Genomic DNA, 20,832 nt, shown 5'->3' with positions numbered 1-20,832 from the left:
TACGGGAATCTTCCGGGAAGCGTCAGCGGGGTGCCTCGGCCAGGCGCCCGGTGGGTGTTCTTCCCCTGCCATCTCCTTCTTGAAGGATCCCCTTTCGGGGGATTTACGAGAAGGGGTGCGACACGCCCGACCGCGTGGGTCGGAGAAGAGCGGTGCTTTTCGATGAAGCACAGCACACCGGGTCCCAGAGCGTTACGAGAGACAGGACTACGAAGTAGCCATGGCGGGACAGAAGATCCGCATCCGGCTCAAGGCCTACGACCACGAGGTCATCGACTCCTCGGCGAAGAAGATCGTCGAGACGGTGACCCGCACTGGTGCGTCGGTCGCGGGCCCGGTGCCGCTGCCCACTGAAAAGAACGTGTACTGCGTCATCAAGTCGCCGCACAAGTACAAGGACTCGCGCGAGCACTTCGAGATGCGCACGCACAAGCGCCTGATCGACATCCTCGACCCGACGCCCAAGACCGTTGACTCGCTGATGCGCCTGGACCTTCCGGCCGGCGTTGACATCGAGATCAAGCTCTGAGAGGCGCGGAAGAGATGGCTAAGCAGATCAAGGGCATCCTGGGCGAGAAGCTCGGCATGACCCAGGTCTGGGACGAGAACAACCGTGTCGTCCCGGTGACCGTGGTGAAGGCCGGCCCCTGTGTCGTTACCCAGGTGCGCACCAATGACCAGGACGGTTACGACTCCGTCCAGATCGCCTTCGGCGAGATCGACCCGCGCAAGGTGAACAAGCCCCTCAAGGGCCACTTCGCGAAGGCCGACGTCACCCCCCGTCGTCACCTCGTCGAGGTCCGTACTCCCGACGCCGGTGAGTACACCCTCGGCCAGGAGCTGACCGCTGAGACCTTCGAGTCCGGCGTCAAGGTGGACGTGACCGGCAAGAGCAAGGGCAAGGGCTTCGCCGGTGTCATGAAGCGTCACGGCTTCCACGGCGGCAAGGCGTCCCACGGTGCCCACCGTGTGCACCGCAAGCCGGGCTCCATCGGTGGCTGCGCCACCCCGGGCCGCGTGTTCAAGGGCATGCGGATGGCCGGCCGTATGGGCAATGAGCGGGTCACCACCCAGAACCTGACCGTCCACGCCGTTGACGCGGAGAAGGGTCTGCTGCTCATCAAGGGCGCAGTTCCTGGTCCGAACGGCGGCCTCGTCCTGGTCCGTACCGCGGCCAAGGGGGCCTGAGGTAACCGATGAGCACCATTGACATCCTTTCGCCGGCAGGCGACAAGGCCGGGTCCGTCGAGCTCCCCACGGAGATCTTCGACGCCAAGGTCAGCGTTCCGCTGATCCACCAGGTCGTTGTCGCGCAGCTGGCCGCTGCCCGTCAGGGCACGCACAAGACCAAGACCCGCGGCGAGGTCCGCGGCGGTGGCAAGAAGCCGTACCGCCAGAAGGGCACCGGCCGCGCCCGTCAGGGTTCGACCCGTGCGCCGCAGTTCGCCGGCGGTGGCATCGTCCACGGCCCCGTGCCGCGTGACTACAGCCAGCGGACCCCGAAGAAGATGAAGGCCGCCGCCCTGCGCGGTGCCCTCACCGACCGGGCCCGCAACAGCCGCATCCACGTCGTTTCCGGCGTGGTCGAGGGCGCGGTTTCCACCAAGGCCGCCAAGGCTCTTCTCGGCAAGGTCAGCGAGCGCAAGAACGTGCTCCTGGTCGCCGAGCGCAGCGACGAGGCCGCGTGGCTGTCCGCCCGCAACCTGCCCCAGGTTCACATCCTGGAGCCGGGCCAGCTGAACACGTACGACGTGCTCGTCTCCGACGACGTGGTCTTCACCAAGGCCGCCTTCGAGTCCTTCGTGTCTGGCCCCAAGGCCGCTGAGACCGAAGGGAGCGACGCCTGATGACTGAGGCCGTCGTCACCAGCAAGACCTTCTCGGACCCGCGCGACGTTCTCGTCAAGCCGGTTGTCTCGGAGAAGAGCTACGCGCTGCTGGACGAGAACAAGTACACGTTCATCGTCGCGCCCGGCGCGAACAAGACCCAGATCAAGCAGGCCGTCGAGGCGGTCTTCTCGGTCAAGGTCACCGGGGTCAACACGATCAACCGGCAGGGCAAGCGCAAGCGCACCCGCACCGGTTACGGCAAGCGCGCCAACACCAAGCGCGCCATCGTGACCCTCGCCGAGGGCGACCGTATCGACATCTTCGGCGGCCCGGTCTCCTAACGGAGTCCGAGTCGTCCGGAATCGGACGAGGACTGAGAAATGGGTATCCGCAAGTACAAGCCGACGACCCCGGGCCGTCGTGGCTCCAGCGTCGCCGACTTTGTCGAGATCACGCGGTCCACGCCGGAGAAGTCGCTGGTCCGCCCGCTGCACAGCAAGGGCGGCCGTAACAACGCCGGTCGTGTGACCGTTCGCCACCAGGGCGGTGGCCACAAGCGCGCCTACCGCGTGATCGACTTCCGTCGTCACGACAAGGACGGCGTGCCGGCCAAGGTCGCGCACATCGAGTACGACCCGAACCGCACCGCGCGCATCGCGCTGCTGCACTACGCAGACGGCGAGAAGCGCTACATCATCGCGCCCCGTGGCCTGGTCCAGGGTGCTCGGATTGAGAACGGCCCTGGCGCCGACATCAAGCCGGGCAACAACCTGCCGCTGCGTCACATCCCCGTGGGTACGACGATCCACGCGATCGAGCTGCGTCCGGGCGGCGGTGCGAAGTTCGCCCGCTCGGCCGGTGCCTCCGTGCAGCTGCTGGCGAAGGAGGGCCGCATGGCTCACCTTCGTATGCCGTCCGGTGAGATCCGCCTGGTCGACGTCCGCTGCCGCGCCACCGTTGGCGAGGTCGGCAACGCCGAGCAGTCGAACATCAACTGGGGTAAGGCCGGCCGTATGCGCTGGAAGGGCGTCCGCCCGACCGTGCGTGGTGTCGTGATGAACCCCGTCGACCACCCGCACGGTGGTGGTGAGGGCAAGACCTCCGGTGGTCGCCACCCGGTCTCGCCGTGGGGTCAGAAGGAGGGTCGTACTCGTTCGCCGAAGAAGGCGAGCAACAAGTACATCGTCCGCCGCCGCAAGACGAACAAGAAGCGCTAGGAGCGGGTTTAGATGCCGCGCAGTCTCAAGAAGGGGCCCTTCGTCGACGACCACCTTTCCAAGAAGGTGGATGTTCAGAACGATGCCGGCACCAAGAACGTCATCAAGACCTGGTCCCGCCGCTCCATGATCGTCCCGGCCATGCTCGGCCACACGATCGCGGTGCACGACGGCCGCAAGCACGTCCCGGTGTTCGTCACCGAGTCGATGGTCGGCCACAAGCTCGGCGAGTTTGCGCCGACCCGCACCTTCCGCGGCCACGAGAAGGACGACCGCAAGTCGCGTCGTCGCTGATCGACCGGAGTGCGAAGACTATGACTGACACCGAAGGGACAACCATGGAAGCCAGGGCCCAGGCGCGGTACATCCGCGTCACGCCCATGAAGGCCCGCCGCGTGGTGGACCTTATCCGTGGCATGGATGCCACGGAGGCTCAGGCGGTCCTGCGTTTCGCCCCGCAGGCCGCGAGCGTGCCCGTGGGCAAGGTGCTGGACAGCGCCATTGCCAACGCCGCGCACAACTACGACCACACGGACGCCTCCACGCTGGTTATCAGCGAGGCGTACGTCGACGAGGGCCCGACCCTGAAGCGGTTCCGTCCGCGTGCTCAGGGCCGTGCCTACCGGATCCGCAAGCGGACCAGCCACATCACCGTGGTCGTCAGCAGCAAGGAAGGAACCCGGTAATGGGCCAGAAGGTAAACCCGCACGGGTTCCGGCTCGGCGTCACGACGGACTTCAAGTCCCGCTGGTACGCCGACAAGCTGTACAAGGACTACGTCAAGGAAGACGTCGCCATTCGTCGCATGATGACGAAGGGCATGGAGCGCGCCGGTATCTCCAAGGTGGAGATCGAGCGCACCCGTGAGCGCGTCCGCGTTGACATCCACACCGCTCGTCCGGGCATCGTCATCGGCCGCCGCGGCGCCGAGGCGGACCGCATCCGCGGCGAGCTGGAGAAGCTGACCGGCAAGCAGGTTCAGCTGAACATCCTCGAGGTCAAGAACCCCGAGACCGACGCTCAGCTGGTGGCCCAGGCCGTCGCCGAGCAGCTGTCCTCCCGCGTCTCCTTCCGTCGCGCCATGCGTAAGAGCATGCAGTCGACGATGAAGGCCGGCGCCAAGGGCATCAAGATCCAGTGCGGTGGCCGTCTCGGCGGCGCCGAGATGTCCCGCTCGGAGTTCTACCGCGAGGGCCGTGTGCCCCTGCACACGCTCCGTGCGAACGTCGACTACGGCTTCTTCGAGGCCAAGACCACCTTCGGCCGCATCGGCGTGAAGGTCTGGATCTACAAGGGCGACGTCAAGAACATCGCCGAGGTTCGCGCCGAGAACGCCGCCGCCCGTGCGGGCAACCGCCCGGCCCGTGGTGGCAACGACCGCCCGCGCCGTGGTGGCGAGCGTGGCGGCCGCGGCCGCAAGCCGCAGCAGTCCGCCGCTGCCGAGGCCCCCAAGGCCGAGGCCGCTGCCGCTGCTCCGGCGGAGACCCCCGGAACGGAGGCCTGACCGACATGCTGATCCCTCGCAGGGTCAAGCACCGCAAGCAGCACCACCCGAAGCGCAACGGCATGGCCAAGGGTGGCACCGAGCTGGCCTTCGGTGAGTACGGAATCCAGGCCGTCACCCCGGCCTACGTGACGAACCGGCAGATCGAGTCCGCTCGTATCGCCATGACCCGTCACATCAAGCGTGGCGGCAAGGTCTGGATCAACATTTACCCGGACCGCCCGCTCACGAAGAAGCCGGCCGAGACCCGCATGGGTTCCGGTAAGGGTTCTCCGGAGTGGTGGGTCGCGAACGTCAAGCCCGGTCGGGTGATGTTCGAGCTGTCCTTCCCGAACGAAAAGGTTGCCAAGGAGGCGCTGACCCGCGCCGCCCACAAGCTTCCGATGAAGTGCCGCATCGTGCGGCGCGAGGCAGGTGAGTCGTGATGGCGGCCGGTACCAAGGCGACCGAGCTGCGCGAGCTGAACAACGAGGACCTCGTTGCCAAGCTGCGTGAGGCCAAGGAGGAGCTGTTCAACCTCCGCTTCCAGGCGGCGACCGGACAGCTCGAGAACCACGGCCGGCTGAAGGCCGTCCGCAAGGACATCGCCCGGATCTACACCCTGATGCGTGAGCGCGAGCTGGGCATCGAGACGGTGGAGAGCGCCTGATGAGCGAGAAGAATGTGACTGAGACGAACGAGCGCGGTTTCCGCAAGACCCGTGAGGGTCTCGTCGTCAGCGACAAGATGGACAAGACCGTCGTCGTCGCTGTCGAGGACCGCGTCAAGCACGCGCTGTACGGCAAGGTCATCCGCCGTACCAACAAGCTCAAGGCGCACGACGAGCAGAACGCTGCCGGCGTCGGCGACCGCGTCCTCCTGATGGAGACCCGGCCGCTGTCCGCCACCAAGCGCTGGCGCATCGTCGAGATCCTCGAGAAGGCCAAGTAATCCCTCCTAGGGGGACGCCCTAGGAACAGTTCCGCCAGGCTCGGCGAGAAGCGCGAAGCACTCGCGCTTCTCGCCGGGAACCGGCAGACATTCAGGAGATAGACGTGATCCAGCAGGAGTCGCGACTGCGTGTCGCCGACAACACTGGTGCGAAGGAGATCCTTTGCATCCGTGTTCTCGGTGGTTCCGGTCGCCGCTACGCGGGCATCGGTGACGTCATCGTCGCCACCGTGAAGGATGCGATCCCCGGTGGCAACGTGAAGAAGGGTGACGTCGTCAAGGCGGTCATCGTTCGCACCGTCAAGGAGCGCCGCCGTCCGGACGGCTCGTACATCCGCTTCGACGAGAACGCGGCCGTCATCCTCAAGAACGATGGCGACCCCCGCGGCACCCGCATCTTCGGCCCCGTGGGCCGGGAACTGCGCGAGAAGAAGTTCATGAAGATCATCTCGCTCGCGCCGGAGGTGCTGTAACCGATGAAGATCAAGAAGGGCGACCTGGTCCAGGTCATCACCGGTAAGGACAAGGGCAAGCAGGGCAAGGTCATCCAGGCCTTCCCCCGCGAGGACCGCGTCCTGGTCGAGGGTGTCAACCGGGTCAAGAAGCACACCAAGGCCGGACAGACCGCTCGTGGGTCGAAGACCGGCGGCATCGTGACGACCGAGGCCCCCATCCACGTCAGCAACGTTCAGCTGGTCGTGGAGAAGGACGGCAACAAGGTCGTCACCCGCGTCGGATACCGCTTCGACGACGAGGGCAACAAGATCCGCGTTGCCAAGCGGACCGGTGAGGACATCTGATGACTGCCACCACCAACGCGCCGCGTCTCAAGACGCGCTACCGCGAAGAGATCGCCGGGAAGCTGAAGGACGAGTTCTCCTACGAGAACGTCATGCAGATCCCCGGTCTGACCAAGATCGTGGTCAACATGGGTGTGGGCGACGCCGCCCGCGACTCCAAGCTGATCGAGGGCGCCATCCGCGACCTCACCACGATCACCGGCCAGAAGCCGGCCGTCACCAAGGCCCGTAAGTCCATCGCCCAGTTCAAGCTGCGTGAGGGCCAGCCGATCGGTGCCCACGTCACCCTCCGCGGTGACCGCATGTGGGAGTTCCTGGACCGCCTGCTGTCGCTCGCGCTGCCGCGCATCCGCGACTTCCGTGGTCTGTCCCCGAAGCAGTTCGACGGTCGGGGCAACTACACCTTCGGTCTCACCGAGCAGGTCATGTTCCACGAGATCGACCAGGACAAGATCGACCGTACCCGGGGTATGGACATCACCGTGGTCACCACGGCGACCAACGACGATGAGGGCCGCGCTCTCCTTCGTCACCTCGGCTTCCCGTTCAAGGAGGCGTGAGCGAGATGGCGAAGAAGGCTCTGATTGCCAAGGCTGCTCGCAAGCCGAAGTTCGGTGTGCGCGCGTACACCCGCTGCCAGCGCTGCGGCCGTCCGCACTCCGTTTACCGCAAGTTCGGCCTGTGCCGCGTGTGCCTTCGTGAGATGGCTCACCGTGGCGAGCTGCCGGGCGTGACCAAGAGCTCCTGGTAATTCCGCCCACCCGTCGCCCAACCACCGCCCCTCAAGGGCGCCTTGGCAGGCGGCAGGAATTTTGGGTAGGGATGACCGGGGCTCTCGGTAAGCAATCGGCCGGCGGGCGCACCCACCCCCTTTTTCCCGTAGGGTAGAAGGGTTTGGGCGCCCCGCCGCCCGAGACCGACCGCGGGCCGAGCCCGCATAACGTCGCTTACTACGCCGTAGGTCCCCGCGCCGCACCCGTCCCGACCTTGATCGGGGAGAGGGATGGCGCACATAGGAAACCCCGGCGAGAGAGGCCGAAGGCCAATTCATGACCATGACTGATCCCATCGCAGACATGCTGACCCGTCTGCGGAACGCGAACTCGGCGTACCACGACACCGTCGTGATGCCGCACAGCAAGATCAAGTCGCACATCGCGGAGATCCTCCAGCAGGAGGGTTACATCACCGGCTGGCGCGTCGAGGACGCCGAGGTTGGCAAGAACCTCGTCCTCGAGCTGAAGTTCGGCCCGAACCGCGAGCGCTCGATCGCCGGCATCAAGCGGATCTCGAAGCCGGGCCTCCGGGTCTACGCAAAGTCCACCAACCTGCCGAAGGTCCTCGGCGGCCTGGGCGTGGCGATCATCTCCACGTCCCACGGTCTCCTGACCGGTCAGCAGGCCAGCAAGAAGGGCGTGGGTGGGGAAGTCCTCGCCTACGTCTGGTAACCAGGGAACGGAGGAATAGCTAATGTCGCGCATTGGCAAGCTGCCCATCCAGGTTCCCGCTGGTGTGGACGTCACCATCGAGGGCCGGACGGTCGCGGTGAAGGGCCCCAAGGGTTCCCTCTCGCACACCGTCGCGGCGCCCATCGAGGTCGCCAAGGGTGAGGACGGCGCCATCAGCGTCTCCCGCCCGAACGACGAGCGTCAGAACAAGGCCCTGCACGGCCTGTCCCGCACGCTGGTGGCGAACATGATCACCGGCGTGACCCAGGGCTACAGCAAGGCGCTCGAGATCAGCGGTGTTGGTTACCGCGTCCAGGCGAAGGGCTCCAACCTGGAGTTCTCCCTGGGCTACAGCCACCCGATCCTGATCGAGGCCCCCGAGGGGATCTCCTTCAAGGTCGAGTCGCCCACCAAGCTCAGCGTCGAGGGCATCGACAAGCAGAAGGTCGGCGAGGTGGCGGCGAACATCCGCAAGCTGCGCAAGCCTGACCCGTACAAGGCCAAGGGCGTCAAGTACGCCGGCGAGGTCATCCGCCGCAAGGTCGGAAAGGCTGGTAAGTAAGCCATGGCATACGGTGTGAAGATCGCTAAGGGCGACGCCTACAAGCGCGCCGCCGCGAAGCGTCGCCACATCCGCATCCGTAAGCGGATTTCGGGTACGCCGGAGCGCCCGCGTCTGGTGGTGACGCGGACCAACCGTGGCATCACCGCTCAGGTCATCGACGACATCAAGGGCCACACCGTGGCCTCCGCGTCGACCCTGGACGCGTCGATTCGCGGTGGCGAGGGCGACAAGAGCACTCAGGCCCAGAAGGTCGGCTCCCTGGTCGCCGAGCGTGCCAAGGCCGCCGGTGTCGAGGCCGTCGTGTTCGACCGTGGTGGCAAGCAGTACGCCGGGCGGATTGCCGCTCTGGCCGACGCCGCCCGCGAAGCCGGGCTGAAGTTCTAAGCCCCGGTTCCGGAGCTAGCGGACGTAACAGAGAGAGGTAAATCCAATGGCTGGACCCCAGCGCCGCGGGAGCGGTGCCGGTGGCGGCGAGCGGCGGGACCGGAAGGGTCGCGACGGTGGCGCTGCCGCCGAGAAGACCGCATACGTTGAGCGCGTTGTCGCGATCAACCGTGTCGCCAAGGTTGTCAAGGGTGGCCGTCGCTTCAGCTTCACCGCGCTGGTCGTGGTGGGCGACGGTGACGGCACCGTAGGTGTCGGTTACGGCAAGGCCAAGGAAGTTCCGGCTGCCATCGCCAAGGGCGTGGAAGAGGCCAAGAAGAACTTCTTCAAGGTCCCCCGTATCCAGGGCACCATCCCTCACCCCATCCAGGGCGAGAAGGCTGCGGGCGTCGTCCTGCTCAAGCCGGCTTCCCCCGGTACCGGTGTGATCGCCGGTGGCCCCGTGCGTGCCGTTCTGGAGTGCGCGGGCATCCACGACGTGCTGAGCAAGTCGCTCGGTTCGTCGAACCCGATCAACATCGTGCACGCCACGGTGGAGGCGCTCCAGGGCCTGCAGCGGCCCGAGGAGATCGCCGCCCGTCGTGGTCTGCCGCTGGAGGACGTTGCTCCCGCCGCTCTGCTGCGGGCGCGTGCCGGGGTGACCGCGTAATGGCGCACCTCAAGATCACGCAGACGAAGTCCTACATCGGTAGCAAGCAGAACCACCGCGACACCCTCCGTTCGCTGGGCCTCAAGCGGCTCAACGACGTGGTTGTCAAGGAGGACCGCCCCGAGTTCCGCGGCATGGTGCACACCGTCCGCCACCTCGTGACGGTTGAGGAGGTCGACTGACATGGCGGAGAACAACCCGCTGAAGGTCCACAACCTCCGGCCCGCCCCGGGCGCCAAGACCGCCAAGACCCGTGTCGGTCGTGGTGAGGCGTCCAAGGGTAAGACCGCTGGTCGTGGTACCAAGGGCACGAAGGCCCGTTACCAGGTTCCGGAGCGCTTCGAGGGTGGGCAGATGCCCCTCCACATGCGCCTCCCGAAGCTGAAGGGCTTCAAGAACCCCGCCCACAAGCAGTTCCAGGTCGTGAACCTGGCCAAGCTGGCCGAGCTCTACCCGCAGGGTGGCGAGGTCACGGTGGCCGATCTGGTCGCCAAGGGCGCGGTGCGCAAGAACGAGCTCGTCAAGGTCCTGGGCCAGGGCGAGGTCTCCGTGGCGCTGCAGGTTTCGGTTGACGCCGTTTCCGGCTCCGCCAAGGAGAAGATCGCCGCTGCCGGCGGCACCGTCACCGAGCTCATCTGAGTTCGCTGGTTCAACTGACCGGGGATGCCCATCGATTGGGGCATCCCCGGTTGGTCGTTCCACGGGGGTACGGTCGCCGGTAAGGTGGCAGGCAGTGTTGTTTTGTCCGGGACCAGCCCGGACGTTCGCCGCACGGGCCGTGCCCGTGCGGTTTTGGCCGCTAACTATTTCGTCGATCCTCAAGACCGTCACCTCTCGCACAGGCGGGAGGCGCAGGAGGCACCGTGCTCACCGCGTTCGCCCGAGCGTTCAAGACGCCCGACCTGCGCAAGAAGCTGCTGTTCACATTGGGCATCATCGTGCTCTACCGGATCGGCGCGCATGTCCCGGTCCCCGGGGTGAATTACGCGAACGTCGAGACCTGCATGAAGCAGGCCGGCGGTAACAGCGGGTTGTTCGCCCTGGTGAACATGTTCAGCGGTGGTGCGCTGCTGCAGATCACGATCTTCGCGCTGGGGATCATGCCGTACATCACGGCGAGCATCATCCTCCAGCTGCTGACCGTGGTGATCCCGAGGCTGGAGGCCCTGAAGAAGGAGGGGCAGACCGGCCAGGCGAAGATCACCCAGTACACCCGCTATCTGACCGTGGCGCTCGCCATCCTGCAGGGGACGGGCCTGGTGGCCACCGCCCGCAGCGGTGCGCTCTTCCAGAACTGCTCGGTCGGCAGCCAGATCGTGCCGAGCGAGTCGATCTTCACCACGATCACCATGGTCATCACGATGACCGCCGGCACCGGCCTGATCATGTGGCTCGGTGAGCTCGTCACCGACCGCGGTATCGGCAACGGCATGTCGATCCTGATGTTCATCTCGATCGCCGCCGGCTTCCCGGGCGCGCTGTGGCAGATCAAGCTCACCGGCAAGCTGGCCGACGGCTGGATCGAGTTCTTCGCGGTGATCGCGGTGGGCCTGGCGATGGTGGCCCTGGTGGTCTTCGTCGAGCAGGCTCAGCGGCGCATTCCGGTGCAGTACGCGAAGCGGATGATCGGCCGCCGGTCCTATGGCGGTACGTCCACTTACATCCCGCTCAAGGTGAACCAGGCAGGTGTGATTCCTGTCATCTTCGCGTCATCGCTGCTCTACATTCCGGCCCTCATCGCACAGTTCAGCGGGTCGAAGGCGGAATGGGCGACGTGGATCGCCACCAACTTCACCAAGGGAAATCACCCGGTTTACATCGTTACGTACTTCCTCCTGATCGTGTTCTTCGCCTTCTTCTACGTGGCCATCAGCTTCAACCCCGAAGAAGTTGCCGACAACATGAAGAAGTATGGTGGCTTCATCCCGGGTATCCGGGCTGGTCGCCCGACGGCCGAGTACCTCAGCTACGTGCTCAACCGGATCACGTGGCCGGGCTCGCTGTACCTGGGGCTGATCGCGCTCGTACCAACAGTGGCGTTGGTGCTCTTCAACGCGAACCAGAACTTCCCGTTCGGCGGGACAAGCATCCTCATCATCGTGGGTGTGGGTCTGGAGACCGTGAAGCAGATCGAGAGCCAGCTTCAGCAGCGCAACTACGAAGGGTTCCTCCGCTGATGCGAATCGTCCTCGTCGGACCCCCGGGGGCCGGCAAGGGTACGCAGGCTGCGTACCTTGCCAAGAACCTCGCGATCCCGCACATCTCCACGGGGGACCTGTTCCGCGCCAACATCAGCCAGGGCACGCCCCTGGGTGTCGAGGCGAAGTCGTACATGGACGCCGGCAACCTGGTGCCCGACTCGGTCACGATCGGCATGGCCGAGGACCGCATGGAGCAGCCCGACGCAGCCGACGGCTTCCTCCTGGACGGCTTCCCCCGCAACCTTGGCCAGGCCAAGGCGCTGGACGAGTACCTCAAGGACAACAACCTCAAGCTGGATGCCGTCCTGGACCTGGAGGTCCCCGAGGACGAGGTCGTCAAGCGGATCGCCGGCCGGCGTATCTGCCGCAACGACAGCAGCCATGTCTTCCACGCCGAGTACAACAAGCCGAAGGCCGAGGGCGTCTGTGACGTCTGCGGCGGCGAGCTGTACCAGCGCGACGACGACCGTGAGGCGACCGTCCGCAAGCGCCTGGAGGTCTACCACACGGAGACCGAGCCGATCATCGACTACTACAAGGCCCAGGGCCTGGTGGTGACCATCCCCGCGATGGGCAAGGTCGACGAGGTCACCAAGCGTGCGATGGCGGCGCTGCCGTCCCGGGACGCGTAGCAGTAAGAACGGCGTGCCTACGGCCGCGGTGCCCGCAACGGGTACCGCGGCCGTATCGTGTACGGGGTGGTCGTGACGGCCGCCGCAAAAGCGTTGTAGTCGGTTCAGGAAGGCGCCAGCCCGCATGGTGGAGATCAAGACCCCCGAGCAGATCGCGAAGATGCGCGAGGCGGGGCTGGTGGTCGCCGCCATTCACGCGGCGACCCGGAAGGCCGCGGTGCCCGGCGCCACGACCAAGGACCTGGACGACGCGGCACGCAAGGTGCTCGCCGAACACGGAGCGAAGTCGAACTTCCTCGGATACGGCGGCTTCCCCGCGACGATCTGCACCTCGGTCAACGATGTCGTGGTCCACGGCATCCCCGACGGCACGGTGCTGCAGAACGGCGACATCATCTCCATCGACTGCGGCGCGATCATCGACGGCTGGCACGGCGACGCGGCGTACACCGCCTTCGTCGGCTCCGGTCACTCCGCGGAGCTGGTCGAGCTGAGCCGGGTCACCGAGGAGTCGATGTGGGCGGGCATCGCGGCGGTCGCCAAGGGCAACCGCCTGGTGGACATCTCCCGGGCGATCGAGGGCTACATCCGCCGCCAGCCGCGCCCGGCGAGCGGCAAGTACGGCATCGTCGAGGACTACGGCGGCCACGGCATCGGCTCGCAGATGCACATGGACCCGCATCTGCTGAACTACGTCGACCGCAAGCGCGGCCGCGGCCCGAAGCTGGTGCCCGGCTTCTGCATCGCGATCGAGCCGATGGTGAACCTCGGCACGGCCAAGACCCATGTCCTCGACGACGACTGGACGGTCAAGTCGAACGACGGCAGCTGGTCCTCGCACTGGGAGCACTCGGTTGCGCTGACCGAGGAGGGCCCGCTGGTGCTGACCGCGCCGGACGGCGGCAAGGCCAAGCTCGCCGAGCTGGGGATCACGGCGGCGCCGGACCCTCTGGCCTGAGCCGGGCCCGTCGCCCTGGCGTAAGGATCACGCCCGATGGGCAATAATCCTGGATTCGTCTTTTCCTGGACGCTGGCGTAGACTGACGCGTCGGCTCTCGTGCATCCCTATGCCCTCTTGTTTGAGGGCGTGGTGCGGGATAGTCGATCAAGGTAGCCGATTCGAAGGGCGAAGCGTGGCCAAGAAGCAAGGTGCCATCGAGATCGAGGGCACCGTGATCGAGTCCCTCCCGAACGCCATGTTCAAGGTGGAGCTCCAGAACGGTCACAAGGTCCTCGCGCACATCAGCGGCAAGATGCGGATGCACTACATCCGTATCCTCCCGGATGACCGGGTCGTCGTGGAGCTTTCTCCGTACGACCTGACGCGTGGCCGGATCGTCTACCGCTACAAGTAGATCTTGTCGGCGCCCCGCTCCCGTGGGGTGACGGCACTGACCCGGAGAACCTCACATCCCATGAAGGTCAAGCCGAGCGTCAAGAAGATCTGCGACAAGTGCAAGGTGATCCGCCGCCACGGCCGGGTCATGGTCATCTGCGACAACCTGCGCCACAAGCAGCGCCAGGGCTGACGCACGCCGACCACCTGCATTACGCAGATTTCGCGCGACGCAAGCACATACGTACATACGCAGTCACCCGACCCCCGCATCATCGCGTGGGACGACACCCCCGGCTCGGAGGCCGGGGACCCGGCTCGTAATTCTGCAGAGTCTTACGGGAACGGTGCTGCGGAAGACCTCCGAATAGCCATCAGGAGCCACATCAATGGCACGCCTCGCAGGCGTTGATCTCCCGCGCGAAAAGCGTGTGGAGGTCGCCCTCACCTACGTCTTCGGTATCGGGCGGACGCTGTCTCAGCAGACTCTCGCCGCCACCGGCGTGAACCCGAACACCCGCGTTCGCGACCTGGCCGAGGAAGACCTCGTCAAGATCCGCGAGTACGTGGACAACAACCTCAAGACCGAGGGTGACCTCCGTCGCGAGATCCAGGCCGACATCCGCCGCAAGGTCGAGATCGGCTGCTACCAGGGTCTGCGTCACCGCCGCGGTCTGCCGGTGCACGGCCAGCGCACCAGCACGAACGCCCGTACCCGCAAGGGCCCGCGTCGCGCGATCGCCGGCAAGAAGAAGCCGGGCAAGAAGTAGTCCTCAGCAGGACGCTCACCAGCGGTCTTCGCTGTAGGACCGACCACCTCCACGGGAGAATTTGAATGCCTCCGAAGGGCCGTACGGCCGGCGCCAAGAAGGTGCGCCGCAAGGAGAAGAAGAACGTCGCCCACGGGCACGCTCACATCAAGAGCACGTTCAACAACACGATCGTCTCGATCACCGACCCCACGGGCAACGTGATCTCTTGGGCCTCTGCCGGCCACGTCGGCTTCAAGGGCTCGCGCAAGTCCACCCCCTTCGCCGCGCAGATGGCCGCCGAGTCGGCCGCCCGCCGCGCGCAGGAGCACGGCATGCGCAAGGTTGACGTCTTCGTCAAGGGCCCGGGTTCCGGTCGTGAGACCGCGATCCGTTCGCTCCAGGCGACCGGCCTCGAGGTCGGCTCCATTCAGGACGTCACCCCCACCCCGCACAACGGATGCCGCCCGCCCAAGCGCCGGCGCGTCTGACGCACTGAGGTAACGGAGACAACTGGAAAATGGCGCGTTACACCGGGGCCGACTGCAAGCGTTGCCGTCGGGAGAAGCAGAAGCTCTTCCTCAAGGGGAGCAAGTGCGAGAGCGCAAAGTGCCCGATCGAGATCCGTCCTTACCCCCCGGGTGAGCACGGTCGCGGGCGCACCAAGGACAGCGAGTACCTGCTCCAGCTTCGTGAGAAGCAGAAGTGCAGCCGTATTTACGGTGTCCTGGAGAAGCAGTTCGTGAACTACTACAAGGAAGCGAACCAGAAGACCGGCAAGACCGGTGAGAACCTTCTGCGCATCCTTGAGACCCGCCTCGACAACGTGGTCTACCGGGCCGGCTTTGCCAAGTCCCGTGATCACGCCCGTCAGCTGGTCCGTCACGGACACATCAACGTGAACGGCCGCAAGACCGACATCCCGTCGGCGCGCGTGGCCGTGAACGACATCGTCGAGGTCCGCGAGGGCTCTCGGAACCTGACCCCCTTCGAGGTGGCCAAGGCCGAGGCCGGCGAGAAGACGGTTCCGGCCTGGCTGGAAGCGATTCCGTCGAACCTGCGGATTCTCGTGCACAGCATGCCCGAGCGCCAGGTGATCGACACCCAGGTGCAGGAGCAGCTGATCGTTGAGCTCTACTCCAAGTAAGAGCTGACCGGTGGGGGCGGTACGGAGCCGATGGCGCCGTGCCGCCCGTACCCTTGTCAGTACAGCGGGCGTCAAATAGCGGGCGTCCACGACTGAAGGATCGAAGAACATGCTGATTGCTCAGCGTCCCTCGTTGACCGAAGAGGTCGTCGACGAATACCGCTCCCGGTTCGTGATCGAGCCGCTGGAGCCGGGCTTCGGCTACACCCTCGGCAACTCCCTGCGCCGTACCCTCCTGTCCTCGATTCCGGGTGCGGCGGTCACGTCCATCCGCATCGACGGTGTCCTGCACGAGTTCACCACCGTGCCGGGCGTCAAGGAGGACGTCACCGACCTCATCCTGAACATCAAGCAGCTGGTCGTCTCCAGCGAGCACGACGAGCCCGTCGTGATGTACCTGCGCAAGCAGGGCCCCGGGCTGGTCACCGCCGCTGACATCGCGCCCCCGGCCGGTGTCGAGGTGCACAACCCAGACCTGGTCCTCGCCACGCTCAACGGCAAGGGCAAGCTGGAGATGGAGCTGACCGTCGAGCGCGGTCGCGGCTATGTCTCCGCCGTCCAGAACAAGCAGGTGGGCCAGGAGATCGGCCGTATCCCGGTCGACTCCATCTACTCGCCGGTGCTCAAGGTCACCTACAAGGTCGAGGCGACCCGTGTCGAGCAGCGCACCGACTTCGACAAGCTGATCGTCGACGTCGAGACCAAGCAGGCCATGCGTCCGCGCGACGCCATGGCGTCGGCCGGTAAGACCCTGGTCGAGCTGTTCGGTCTGGCGCGTGAGCTCAACATCGACGCCGAGGGCATCGACATGGGCCCGTCCCCGACGGACGCCGCCCTCGCCGCCGACCTGGCGCTGCCGATCGAGGAGCTGGAGCTCACCGTTCGGTCGTACAACTGCCTCAAGCGTGAGGGCATCCACTCCGTGGGTGAGCTCGTGGCGCGCTCCGAGGCCGACCTGCTCGACATCCGCAACTTCGGTGCGAAGTCGATCGACGAGGTCAAGGCGAAGCTGGCCGGCATGGGCCTGGCCCTCAAGGACAGCCCGCCCGGATTCGACCCGACCGCCGCCGCCGACGCCTTCGGCGCGGACGACGACGCGGACGCGGGCTTCGTCGAGACCGAGCAGTACTGAGAGCTCGGTCGAGACGGCTGGATTGTGACTGCGCGGCCGCTCTGGCTGGTCGCGCAGTTCCCCGCGCCCCTTACGGGGGCGCTGGTTGTTGCCGGTGAGCAACCGCTCACCGGGTCCTGACCCCGGTACCTGATACGGCCGGGGCAGATACCGAGGAGAAAAAAATGCCGAAGCCCGCCAAGGGTGCCCGTCTGGGCGGCAGCGCTGCGCACGAGCGCCTCATGCTGCGCAACCTGGCCACCTCGCTCTTCGAGCACGGCCGCATCACGACGACCGAGGCCAAGGCCCGTCGTCTGCGTCCGTACGCGGAGCGTCTGGTGACCAAGGCGAAGAAGGGCGACCTTCACAACCGCCGTCAGGTCATGCAGCTGATCTCGGACAAGAGCGTCGTCCACACGCTCTTCACCGAGATCGCCCCGCGGTTCGAGAACCGTCCGGGTGGCTACACCCGTATCACCAAGATCGGTAACCGCCGTGGCGACAACGCTCCCATGGCCGTCATCGAGCTGGTGGAGGCGCTGACCGTGGCCCAGCAGGCCACCGGTGAGGCCGAGGCCGCGACCAAGCGTGCGGCCAAGGACGCGGAGGCGGCCGCGGCTGCCGAGGCGACCGAGGAGTCGAAGGACGCCTGAGTCCCGACCGACGCGTGAGCGGGTCCGCCCTCCGGGGCGGGCCCGCTTTTCGCATTCGGGTGCGGGTCGGGCCGCGCGGGGTTGAGAGGATTGCGGTGTGAGTGACGAAGTGAAGCCGGGCGCGGTCCGGGTACGGATGGACCTTTCCTACGACGGAAAGGACTTCTCCGGGTGGGCGAAGCAGGCCGGCGGGCGGCGGACCGTCCAGGGGGAGATCGAGGACGCGCTGCGGACGGTGACGCGGTCCGCGGAGACGTACGAGCTCACCGTCGCCGGGCGGACGGACGCGGGGGTGCATGCGCGCGGCCAGGTGGCGCATGTGGATCTGCCCGCGGAGCTGTGGGCCGAGCACCGGGACAAGCTGCTGCGGCGGCTGGCCGGGCGGCTGCCCAAGGACGTCCGGGTGTGGCGGCTGGACGAGGCGCCGTACGGGTTCAACGCGCGGTTCTCGGCGATCTGGCGGCGCTATGCGTACCGGGTGACCGATCACCACGGCGGGGTGGACCCGCTGCTGCGCGGCCATGTGCTGTGGCACGACTGGGCGCTGGACGTCGAGGCGATGAACGAGGCGTCCCGGCCGCTGCTGGGCGAGCACGACTTCGCGGCGTACTGCAAGCGGCGGGAGGGCGCGACGACGATCCGGACCCTTCAGGAGCTGAGCTGGGTGCGCGGGGCGGACGGGATCATCACGGCGACCGTGCGGGCGGACGCCTTCTGCCACAACATGGTGCGGTCGCTGGTGGGCGCGATGCTGTTCGTCGGGGACGGGCACCGGCCGGTGGAGTGGCCCGGCAAGGTGCTGGCCGCCGGGGTGCGGGACTCCGCGGTGCATGTCGTACGGCCGCACGGGCTGACGCTGGAAGAGGTCGGCTATCCGGCCGATGACCTGCTGATGGCGCGTAACCAGGAGGCGCGGAACAGGCGGACGCTGCCGGCGGGCGGCTGCTGCTGAGGAGTGGCGGGTGCGGCCGGGGCGCCGCCGTCCGAAGGGGCGGCGCCCGCGGGCGTCAGGACCGGCCGGCCTTCTTCTGCGCGTCCTTGAGCTGCTGCTCACCGGCCTTGGCGGCCTGGTCCCGGCCGCGCTGGGTGATCCGGCTGAACGCGTAGGCGCCGCCGTCCCGGGCGATCTGCTGCGCCTTGGTCTCGGCGTCGGTGACGTCCTTGCCGTTGAGGTAGCCGGCGATGGTGAAGTAGGCGTAGCGGCCGGTGGCGTTGGTCGCCATCCGGCACTTGGTGCCCTGGCAGAAGTCCGCGGGGACCCCGCCGCCGGGCAGCGGCATGAGGTTGGCCTTGTTCTCGTTCATGACCTTGGCGGCCTTGGCGGGCGAGTCGAAGACCGCGATGCCGACGGTGACCGCGACGCCGCCCTTGGCGTACGTGGCGCGCAGCAGCTGCCGGCAGCCGTTGTGGGACAGCGAGGAGACCAGCGCACCCTGGGCGGCGGCGGTGCAGTCCTTGGTGGTGGCGGTCTTGGCGCGCGGGTAGGAGTGCCCGCCGACGACCATGCTCTTCTGCGGGAAGAGGGTGGCGGGGGTCAGCGGTGCCTTGTCCTTCTTCGGGTCGGAGATGTAATCCCGCGGGTTGGGTGGGGGCGGCACGGAGACGTCGGGGAAGGACGGCTTGTCGTCCGGGACGGCCTCCTCGGAGGCGGTGGGCGCCGCCGTGGGCTTGCCGCCCCGGGAGCCGCCGCTGTTCATGACGGCGGCGGTGACGATGCCGGCCACCGCGAGGGCGGCCAGCACCCCGCCGCCGATCCAGAACCACCGTTTGCGTCGGGTCTCCGCCTCGGTCTCCTCGGCGAGTGCGCCCCAGTCCGGCGTGGACGACGAAGAACCCCCGGGGCCGTCGAACGGCCCGCCTTGCCCAAAGCTCATGCCGCGCATCCTAATGCGGTTGGTGGAAGCCCTGGCAGCCGGTCACAATCCCGTTCATGGGACATCTTGAGGCCGGACATCTGGAGTACTACCTGCCGGACGGCAGGGTCCTGCTGGGGGATGTGTCCTTCCGGGTGGGGGAGGGCACGTCGGTCGCGCTGGTGGGTGCCAACGGCGCCGGCAAGACGACGCTGCTGCGGCTGATCGCCGGGGAGCTGTCACCGCACGGCGGGGCGGTGACGGTCAGCGGCGGGCTGGGCGTGATGCCGCAGTTCGTGGGGTCCGTACGCGATGAGCGCACGGTGCGTGACCTGCTGGTTTCGGTGGCGCAGCGGCGGATCAGGGAGGCCGCGGCGGCGGTGGACGCCGCCGAGCTGGCGATCATGACCGCCGAGGACGACGACGAGGCCGCGCAGATGGCCTACGCCCAGGCGCTCAGCGACTGGGCCGAGGCCCGCGGCTACGAGGCCGAGACCGTCTGGGACATGTGCACGACGGCGGCGCTGGGGATGCCGTACGAGAAGGCGCAGTGGCGCAAGGTGCGCACGCTGTCCGGGGGCGAGCAGAAGCGGCTGGTGCTGGAGTCGCTGCTGCGCGGCACGGACGAGGTGCTGCTGCTGGACGAGCCGGACAACTACCTGGACGTGCCGGGCAAGCGCTGGCTGGAGGAGCAGCTGCGGCAGACCCGTAAGACGGTGCTGTTCGTCTCGCACGACCGGGAGCTGCTGGCCCGCGCCGCGGAGAAGATCATCAGCGTCGAGCCGGGGCCGGCGGGCTCCGACGTCTGGGTGCACGGCGACGGCTTCGCCACCTACCACCAGGCCCGCAAGGAGCGCTTCGCCCGCTTCGAGGAGCTGCGGCGGCGCTGGGACGAGCGGCATGCGCAGCTGAAGCAGCTGGTGAACACGCTCAAGAACAAAGCGGCGTTCAACGACGGTCTCGCCTCCCGCTATCAGGCGGCGCAGACCCGGCTGCGGAAGTTCGAGGAGGCCGGGCCGCCGCCGGAGCCGCCGCGCGAGCAGGAGATCACCATGCGGCTGCGCGGCGGGCGCACCGGCGTACGGGCGGTGACCTGCCACGACCTGGAGCTGACGGGGCTGATGAAGCCCTTCTCGCTGGAGATCTTCTACGGCGAGCGGGTCGCGGTCCTCGGCTCCAACGGCTCCGGCAAGTCGCACTTCCTGCGGCTGCTGGCCGGGGGCGACGACCCCGCCGCGAACCCCGTCGCGCACACCGGCGCCTGGAAGCTGGGCGCCCGGGTCGTCCCCGGCCACTTCGCGCAGACGCACGCCCACCCCGAGCTGATGGGCCGCACCCTGCTCGACGTGCTGTGGACCGAGCACGCCAAGGACAAGGGACAGGCGATGTCCGCGCTGCGCCGCTACGAGCTGGAGAGGCAGGCCGAGCAGCCCTTCGACCGGCTCTCCGGCGGCCAGCAGGCCCGTTTCCAGATCCTGCTGCTGGAGCTGTCCGGCACCACCGCCCTGCTGCTCGACGAGCCGACCGACAACCTGGACCTGGAGTCGGCGGAGGCGCTCCAGGAGGGGCTGGAGGCGTACGAGGGGACGGTGGTGGCGGTCACCCACGACCGCTGGTTCGCCCGGTCCTTCGACCGGTACCTGGTCTTCGGGTCGGACGGGCGGGTGCGGGAGACGGCGGAGCCGGTGTGGGACGAGCGGCGGGTGGAGCGGGCGCGGTAGCCGGGCGGGCGGCTGCCGGACGCGGCCCGGCGGAGGGGCGGTGACCGGGCCGGTGGCCCGGCGGCGGCCCCGGGCGGAACCGCACGCCGGTTCGGGGCGCGTT

Annotated in this window: 34 protein-coding genes; 33 read left to right on the top strand and 1 reads right to left on the bottom strand. The window is 67.1% G+C overall.

The genetic code is table 11. The annotated features are described in order from the left end of the window. Positions 1-220 precede the first annotated feature (220 nt). The 32 genes from rpsJ (at position 221) to truA (ending at position 18,107) form a co-directional block, all read left to right on the top strand. Positions 221-529 carry a 30S ribosomal protein S10 gene (gene rpsJ, locus ACFW5B_RS06490; RefSeq protein ID WP_003948644.1) on the top strand — a complete coding sequence of 103 codons (309 nt, stop codon included), beginning with the start codon at positions 221-223 and terminating at the stop codon, positions 527-529. A gap of 14 nt (positions 530-543) precedes the next feature. Beyond that, positions 544-1,188, top strand: coding sequence for a 50S ribosomal protein L3 (gene rplC / locus ACFW5B_RS06485; RefSeq protein ID WP_006604873.1), 645 nt, complete (start codon positions 544-546; stop codon positions 1,186-1,188). A gap of 8 nt (positions 1,189-1,196) precedes the next feature. Next, entirely contained in the window at positions 1,197-1,847 is a 651-nt protein-coding gene (rplD, locus tag ACFW5B_RS06480) for a 50S ribosomal protein L4 (protein ID WP_386434136.1), read from the top strand. Continuing rightward, positions 1,847-2,170 carry a 50S ribosomal protein L23 gene (gene rplW, locus ACFW5B_RS06475; RefSeq protein ID WP_033269707.1) on the top strand — a complete coding sequence of 108 codons (324 nt, stop codon included), beginning with the start codon at positions 1,847-1,849 and terminating at the stop codon, positions 2,168-2,170. The genes rplD and rplW overlap by 1 nt, the downstream gene beginning before the upstream one ends. Before the next feature lie 39 nt (positions 2,171-2,209). Then, positions 2,210-3,046, top strand: coding sequence for a 50S ribosomal protein L2 (gene rplB, locus ACFW5B_RS06470; RefSeq protein WP_042155863.1), 837 nt, complete (start codon positions 2,210-2,212; stop codon positions 3,044-3,046). A gap of 12 nt (positions 3,047-3,058) precedes the next feature. After that, positions 3,059-3,340: a 30S ribosomal protein S19 gene (gene rpsS, locus ACFW5B_RS06465; RefSeq protein ID WP_018090899.1), complete on the top strand. Its 282-nt coding sequence runs from the start codon at positions 3,059-3,061 to the stop codon at positions 3,338-3,340. A 44-nt stretch (positions 3,341-3,384) separates the two neighbouring features. Beyond that, positions 3,385-3,732, top strand: coding sequence for a 50S ribosomal protein L22 (rplV, locus tag ACFW5B_RS06460; RefSeq protein WP_009997296.1), 348 nt, complete (start codon positions 3,385-3,387; stop codon positions 3,730-3,732). Further along, a complete protein-coding gene (gene rpsC, locus ACFW5B_RS06455) occupies positions 3,732-4,550 on the top strand; it encodes a 30S ribosomal protein S3 (RefSeq protein WP_361318379.1) in 819 nt (272 codons plus the stop codon). Before rplV ends, rpsC begins: the two co-directional genes overlap by 1 nt. A gap of 5 nt (positions 4,551-4,555) precedes the next feature. Next, positions 4,556-4,975, top strand: coding sequence for a 50S ribosomal protein L16 (rplP, locus tag ACFW5B_RS06450; protein WP_004571829.1), 420 nt, complete (start codon positions 4,556-4,558; stop codon positions 4,973-4,975). Further along, positions 4,975-5,199, top strand: a complete 225-nt coding sequence (gene rpmC / locus ACFW5B_RS06445) for a 50S ribosomal protein L29 (protein WP_004950453.1) — start codon at positions 4,975-4,977, stop codon at positions 5,197-5,199. Before rplP ends, rpmC begins: the two co-directional genes overlap by 1 nt. Then, the gene (gene rpsQ / locus ACFW5B_RS06440; RefSeq protein ID WP_006604882.1) at positions 5,199-5,480 is read left to right on the top strand and encodes a 30S ribosomal protein S17; all 282 of its coding nucleotides are present in this window, start codon (positions 5,199-5,201) and stop codon (positions 5,478-5,480) included. The genes rpmC and rpsQ overlap by 1 nt, the downstream gene beginning before the upstream one ends. A 104-nt stretch (positions 5,481-5,584) precedes the next feature. Beyond that, the gene (gene rplN / locus ACFW5B_RS06435) at positions 5,585-5,953 is read left to right on the top strand and encodes a 50S ribosomal protein L14 (protein ID WP_003998823.1); all 369 of its coding nucleotides are present in this window, start codon (positions 5,585-5,587) and stop codon (positions 5,951-5,953) included. A gap of 3 nt (positions 5,954-5,956) precedes the next feature. Continuing rightward, positions 5,957-6,280 carry a 50S ribosomal protein L24 gene (gene rplX / locus ACFW5B_RS06430; protein ID WP_030062892.1) on the top strand — a complete coding sequence of 108 codons (324 nt, stop codon included), beginning with the start codon at positions 5,957-5,959 and terminating at the stop codon, positions 6,278-6,280. Next, positions 6,280-6,840, top strand: coding sequence for a 50S ribosomal protein L5 (rplE, locus tag ACFW5B_RS06425; RefSeq protein WP_016571061.1), 561 nt, complete (start codon positions 6,280-6,282; stop codon positions 6,838-6,840). The genes rplX and rplE overlap by 1 nt, the downstream gene beginning before the upstream one ends. Positions 6,841-6,845: 5 nt before the next feature. Then, positions 6,846-7,031, top strand: coding sequence for a type Z 30S ribosomal protein S14 (locus ACFW5B_RS06420; protein WP_003956452.1), 186 nt, complete (start codon positions 6,846-6,848; stop codon positions 7,029-7,031). A gap of 298 nt (positions 7,032-7,329) precedes the next feature. After that, a complete protein-coding gene (gene rpsH / locus ACFW5B_RS06415; protein WP_006604885.1) occupies positions 7,330-7,728 on the top strand; it encodes a 30S ribosomal protein S8 in 399 nt (132 codons plus the stop codon). Between the two features lie 22 nt (positions 7,729-7,750). Next, positions 7,751-8,290, top strand: coding sequence for a 50S ribosomal protein L6 (gene rplF, locus ACFW5B_RS06410; protein WP_386434126.1), 540 nt, complete (start codon positions 7,751-7,753; stop codon positions 8,288-8,290). A gap of 3 nt (positions 8,291-8,293) precedes the next feature. Then, positions 8,294-8,677, top strand: coding sequence for a 50S ribosomal protein L18 (gene rplR / locus ACFW5B_RS06405; RefSeq protein ID WP_386434123.1), 384 nt, complete (start codon positions 8,294-8,296; stop codon positions 8,675-8,677). Positions 8,678-8,723: 46 nt separating this feature from the next. Continuing rightward, the gene (gene rpsE / locus ACFW5B_RS06400) at positions 8,724-9,326 is read left to right on the top strand and encodes a 30S ribosomal protein S5 (RefSeq protein WP_042155878.1); all 603 of its coding nucleotides are present in this window, start codon (positions 8,724-8,726) and stop codon (positions 9,324-9,326) included. After that, positions 9,326-9,508, top strand: coding sequence for a 50S ribosomal protein L30 (rpmD, locus tag ACFW5B_RS06395; RefSeq protein WP_006604889.1), 183 nt, complete (start codon positions 9,326-9,328; stop codon positions 9,506-9,508). The genes rpsE and rpmD overlap by 1 nt, the downstream gene beginning before the upstream one ends. A 1-nt stretch (position 9,509) precedes the next feature. After that, positions 9,510-9,965 carry a 50S ribosomal protein L15 gene (gene rplO, locus ACFW5B_RS06390; RefSeq protein ID WP_006604890.1) on the top strand — a complete coding sequence of 152 codons (456 nt, stop codon included), beginning with the start codon at positions 9,510-9,512 and terminating at the stop codon, positions 9,963-9,965. Between the two features lie 224 nt (positions 9,966-10,189). Continuing rightward, entirely contained in the window at positions 10,190-11,503 is a 1,314-nt protein-coding gene (gene secY / locus ACFW5B_RS06385; RefSeq protein WP_386434118.1) for a preprotein translocase subunit SecY, read from the top strand. Continuing rightward, on the top strand, positions 11,503-12,159 hold the full coding sequence (locus tag ACFW5B_RS06380) for an adenylate kinase (RefSeq protein WP_386434115.1): 657 nt from the start codon (positions 11,503-11,505) through the stop codon (positions 12,157-12,159). Before secY ends, ACFW5B_RS06380 begins: the two co-directional genes overlap by 1 nt. A 124-nt stretch (positions 12,160-12,283) precedes the next feature. Continuing rightward, positions 12,284-13,117: a type I methionyl aminopeptidase gene (gene map, locus ACFW5B_RS06375; RefSeq protein WP_386434112.1), complete on the top strand. Its 834-nt coding sequence runs from the start codon at positions 12,284-12,286 to the stop codon at positions 13,115-13,117. Between the two features lie 175 nt (positions 13,118-13,292). Next, a complete protein-coding gene (gene infA / locus ACFW5B_RS06370) occupies positions 13,293-13,514 on the top strand; it encodes a translation initiation factor IF-1 (protein ID WP_003956442.1) in 222 nt (73 codons plus the stop codon). Between the two features lie 60 nt (positions 13,515-13,574). Then, positions 13,575-13,688 carry a 50S ribosomal protein L36 gene (gene rpmJ / locus ACFW5B_RS06365; protein ID WP_003956441.1) on the top strand — a complete coding sequence of 38 codons (114 nt, stop codon included), beginning with the start codon at positions 13,575-13,577 and terminating at the stop codon, positions 13,686-13,688. A 196-nt stretch (positions 13,689-13,884) separates the two neighbouring features. Beyond that, positions 13,885-14,265: a 30S ribosomal protein S13 gene (rpsM, locus tag ACFW5B_RS06360; protein ID WP_018090888.1), complete on the top strand. Its 381-nt coding sequence runs from the start codon at positions 13,885-13,887 to the stop codon at positions 14,263-14,265. A 65-nt stretch (positions 14,266-14,330) separates the two neighbouring features. Beyond that, the gene (gene rpsK, locus ACFW5B_RS06355) at positions 14,331-14,735 is read left to right on the top strand and encodes a 30S ribosomal protein S11 (protein WP_004571845.1); all 405 of its coding nucleotides are present in this window, start codon (positions 14,331-14,333) and stop codon (positions 14,733-14,735) included. Between the two features lie 29 nt (positions 14,736-14,764). Further along, a complete protein-coding gene (gene rpsD, locus ACFW5B_RS06350) occupies positions 14,765-15,391 on the top strand; it encodes a 30S ribosomal protein S4 (RefSeq protein WP_093483803.1) in 627 nt (208 codons plus the stop codon). 109 nt (positions 15,392-15,500) lie between these two features. Continuing rightward, positions 15,501-16,523, top strand: a complete 1,023-nt coding sequence (locus tag ACFW5B_RS06345; protein WP_003956430.1) for a DNA-directed RNA polymerase subunit alpha — start codon at positions 15,501-15,503, stop codon at positions 16,521-16,523. Positions 16,524-16,687: 164 nt separating this feature from the next. Continuing rightward, entirely contained in the window at positions 16,688-17,155 is a 468-nt protein-coding gene (gene rplQ / locus ACFW5B_RS06340) for a 50S ribosomal protein L17 (RefSeq protein WP_386434106.1), read from the top strand. Positions 17,156-17,252: 97 nt separating this feature from the next. Then, on the top strand, positions 17,253-18,107 hold the full coding sequence (gene truA / locus ACFW5B_RS06335) for a tRNA pseudouridine(38-40) synthase TruA (protein ID WP_386434103.1): 855 nt from the start codon (positions 17,253-17,255) through the stop codon (positions 18,105-18,107). A 55-nt stretch (positions 18,108-18,162) separates the two neighbouring features. Here truA and ACFW5B_RS06330 read toward each other — a convergent pair whose 3' ends face one another. After that, positions 18,163-19,029: a hypothetical protein gene (locus tag ACFW5B_RS06330; RefSeq protein ID WP_386434100.1), complete on the bottom strand. Its 867-nt coding sequence runs from the start codon at positions 19,027-19,029 to the stop codon at positions 18,163-18,165. A gap of 56 nt (positions 19,030-19,085) precedes the next feature. On the opposite strand from ACFW5B_RS06330, the gene ACFW5B_RS06325 reads away from it, so the two are divergent. Beyond that, positions 19,086-20,729, top strand: a complete 1,644-nt coding sequence (locus tag ACFW5B_RS06325) for an ABC-F family ATP-binding cassette domain-containing protein (RefSeq protein WP_386434097.1) — start codon at positions 19,086-19,088, stop codon at positions 20,727-20,729. Positions 20,730-20,832: the final 103 nt, after the last annotated feature.

It is taken from the genome of Streptomyces sp. NPDC058773, from assembly GCF_042746015.1.
In the GTDB taxonomy this organism is placed as follows: Bacteria; Actinomycetota; Actinomycetes; order Streptomycetales; family Streptomycetaceae; genus Streptomyces.
The sequence above is the reverse complement of the archived record's forward strand: the minus strand, read 5'-3'. Positions and strand labels throughout refer to the sequence as shown.

What these genes read in the sequence shown, in the direction of transcription:
- rpsJ (WP_003948644.1), top strand. Translation starts at nt 221, where the DNA reads ATGGCGGGACAGAAGATCCGCATCCGGCTCAAGGCCTACGACCACGAG.
- rplC (WP_006604873.1), top strand. Translation starts at nt 544, where the DNA reads ATGGCTAAGCAGATCAAGGGCATCCTGGGCGAGAAGCTCGGCATGACC.
- rplD (WP_386434136.1), top strand. Translation starts at nt 1,197, where the DNA reads ATGAGCACCATTGACATCCTTTCGCCGGCAGGCGACAAGGCCGGGTCC.
- rplW (WP_033269707.1), top strand. Translation starts at nt 1,847, where the DNA reads ATGACTGAGGCCGTCGTCACCAGCAAGACCTTCTCGGACCCGCGCGAC.
- rplB (WP_042155863.1), top strand. Translation starts at nt 2,210, where the DNA reads ATGGGTATCCGCAAGTACAAGCCGACGACCCCGGGCCGTCGTGGCTCC.
- rpsS (WP_018090899.1), top strand. Translation starts at nt 3,059, where the DNA reads ATGCCGCGCAGTCTCAAGAAGGGGCCCTTCGTCGACGACCACCTTTCC.
- rplV (WP_009997296.1), top strand. Translation starts at nt 3,385, where the DNA reads ATGGAAGCCAGGGCCCAGGCGCGGTACATCCGCGTCACGCCCATGAAG.
- rpsC (WP_361318379.1), top strand. Translation starts at nt 3,732, where the DNA reads ATGGGCCAGAAGGTAAACCCGCACGGGTTCCGGCTCGGCGTCACGACG.
- rplP (WP_004571829.1), top strand. Translation starts at nt 4,556, where the DNA reads ATGCTGATCCCTCGCAGGGTCAAGCACCGCAAGCAGCACCACCCGAAG.
- rpmC (WP_004950453.1), top strand. Translation starts at nt 4,975, where the DNA reads ATGGCGGCCGGTACCAAGGCGACCGAGCTGCGCGAGCTGAACAACGAG.
- rpsQ (WP_006604882.1), top strand. Translation starts at nt 5,199, where the DNA reads ATGAGCGAGAAGAATGTGACTGAGACGAACGAGCGCGGTTTCCGCAAG.
- rplX (WP_030062892.1), top strand. Translation starts at nt 5,957, where the DNA reads ATGAAGATCAAGAAGGGCGACCTGGTCCAGGTCATCACCGGTAAGGAC.
- rplE (WP_016571061.1), top strand. Translation starts at nt 6,280, where the DNA reads ATGACTGCCACCACCAACGCGCCGCGTCTCAAGACGCGCTACCGCGAA.
- ACFW5B_RS06420 (WP_003956452.1), top strand. Translation starts at nt 6,846, where the DNA reads ATGGCGAAGAAGGCTCTGATTGCCAAGGCTGCTCGCAAGCCGAAGTTC.
- rpsH (WP_006604885.1), top strand. Translation starts at nt 7,330, where the DNA reads ATGACCATGACTGATCCCATCGCAGACATGCTGACCCGTCTGCGGAAC.
- rplF (WP_386434126.1), top strand. Translation starts at nt 7,751, where the DNA reads ATGTCGCGCATTGGCAAGCTGCCCATCCAGGTTCCCGCTGGTGTGGAC.
- rplR (WP_386434123.1), top strand. Translation starts at nt 8,294, where the DNA reads ATGGCATACGGTGTGAAGATCGCTAAGGGCGACGCCTACAAGCGCGCC.
- rpsE (WP_042155878.1), top strand. Translation starts at nt 8,724, where the DNA reads ATGGCTGGACCCCAGCGCCGCGGGAGCGGTGCCGGTGGCGGCGAGCGG.
- rpmD (WP_006604889.1), top strand. Translation starts at nt 9,326, where the DNA reads ATGGCGCACCTCAAGATCACGCAGACGAAGTCCTACATCGGTAGCAAG.
- rplO (WP_006604890.1), top strand. Translation starts at nt 9,510, where the DNA reads ATGGCGGAGAACAACCCGCTGAAGGTCCACAACCTCCGGCCCGCCCCG.
- ACFW5B_RS06380 (WP_386434115.1), top strand. Translation starts at nt 11,503, where the DNA reads ATGCGAATCGTCCTCGTCGGACCCCCGGGGGCCGGCAAGGGTACGCAG.
- map (WP_386434112.1), top strand. Translation starts at nt 12,284, where the DNA reads ATGGTGGAGATCAAGACCCCCGAGCAGATCGCGAAGATGCGCGAGGCG.
- rpmJ (WP_003956441.1), top strand. Translation starts at nt 13,575, where the DNA reads ATGAAGGTCAAGCCGAGCGTCAAGAAGATCTGCGACAAGTGCAAGGTG.
- rpsM (WP_018090888.1), top strand. Translation starts at nt 13,885, where the DNA reads ATGGCACGCCTCGCAGGCGTTGATCTCCCGCGCGAAAAGCGTGTGGAG.
- rpsK (WP_004571845.1), top strand. Translation starts at nt 14,331, where the DNA reads ATGCCTCCGAAGGGCCGTACGGCCGGCGCCAAGAAGGTGCGCCGCAAG.
- rpsD (WP_093483803.1), top strand. Translation starts at nt 14,765, where the DNA reads ATGGCGCGTTACACCGGGGCCGACTGCAAGCGTTGCCGTCGGGAGAAG.
- ACFW5B_RS06345 (WP_003956430.1), top strand. Translation starts at nt 15,501, where the DNA reads ATGCTGATTGCTCAGCGTCCCTCGTTGACCGAAGAGGTCGTCGACGAA.
- rplQ (WP_386434106.1), top strand. Translation starts at nt 16,688, where the DNA reads ATGCCGAAGCCCGCCAAGGGTGCCCGTCTGGGCGGCAGCGCTGCGCAC.
- ACFW5B_RS06330 (WP_386434100.1), bottom strand. Translation starts at nt 19,029, where the DNA reads ATGAGCTTTGGGCAAGGCGGGCCGTTCGACGGCCCCGGGGGTTCTTCG.
- ACFW5B_RS06325 (WP_386434097.1), top strand. Translation starts at nt 19,086, where the DNA reads ATGGGACATCTTGAGGCCGGACATCTGGAGTACTACCTGCCGGACGGC.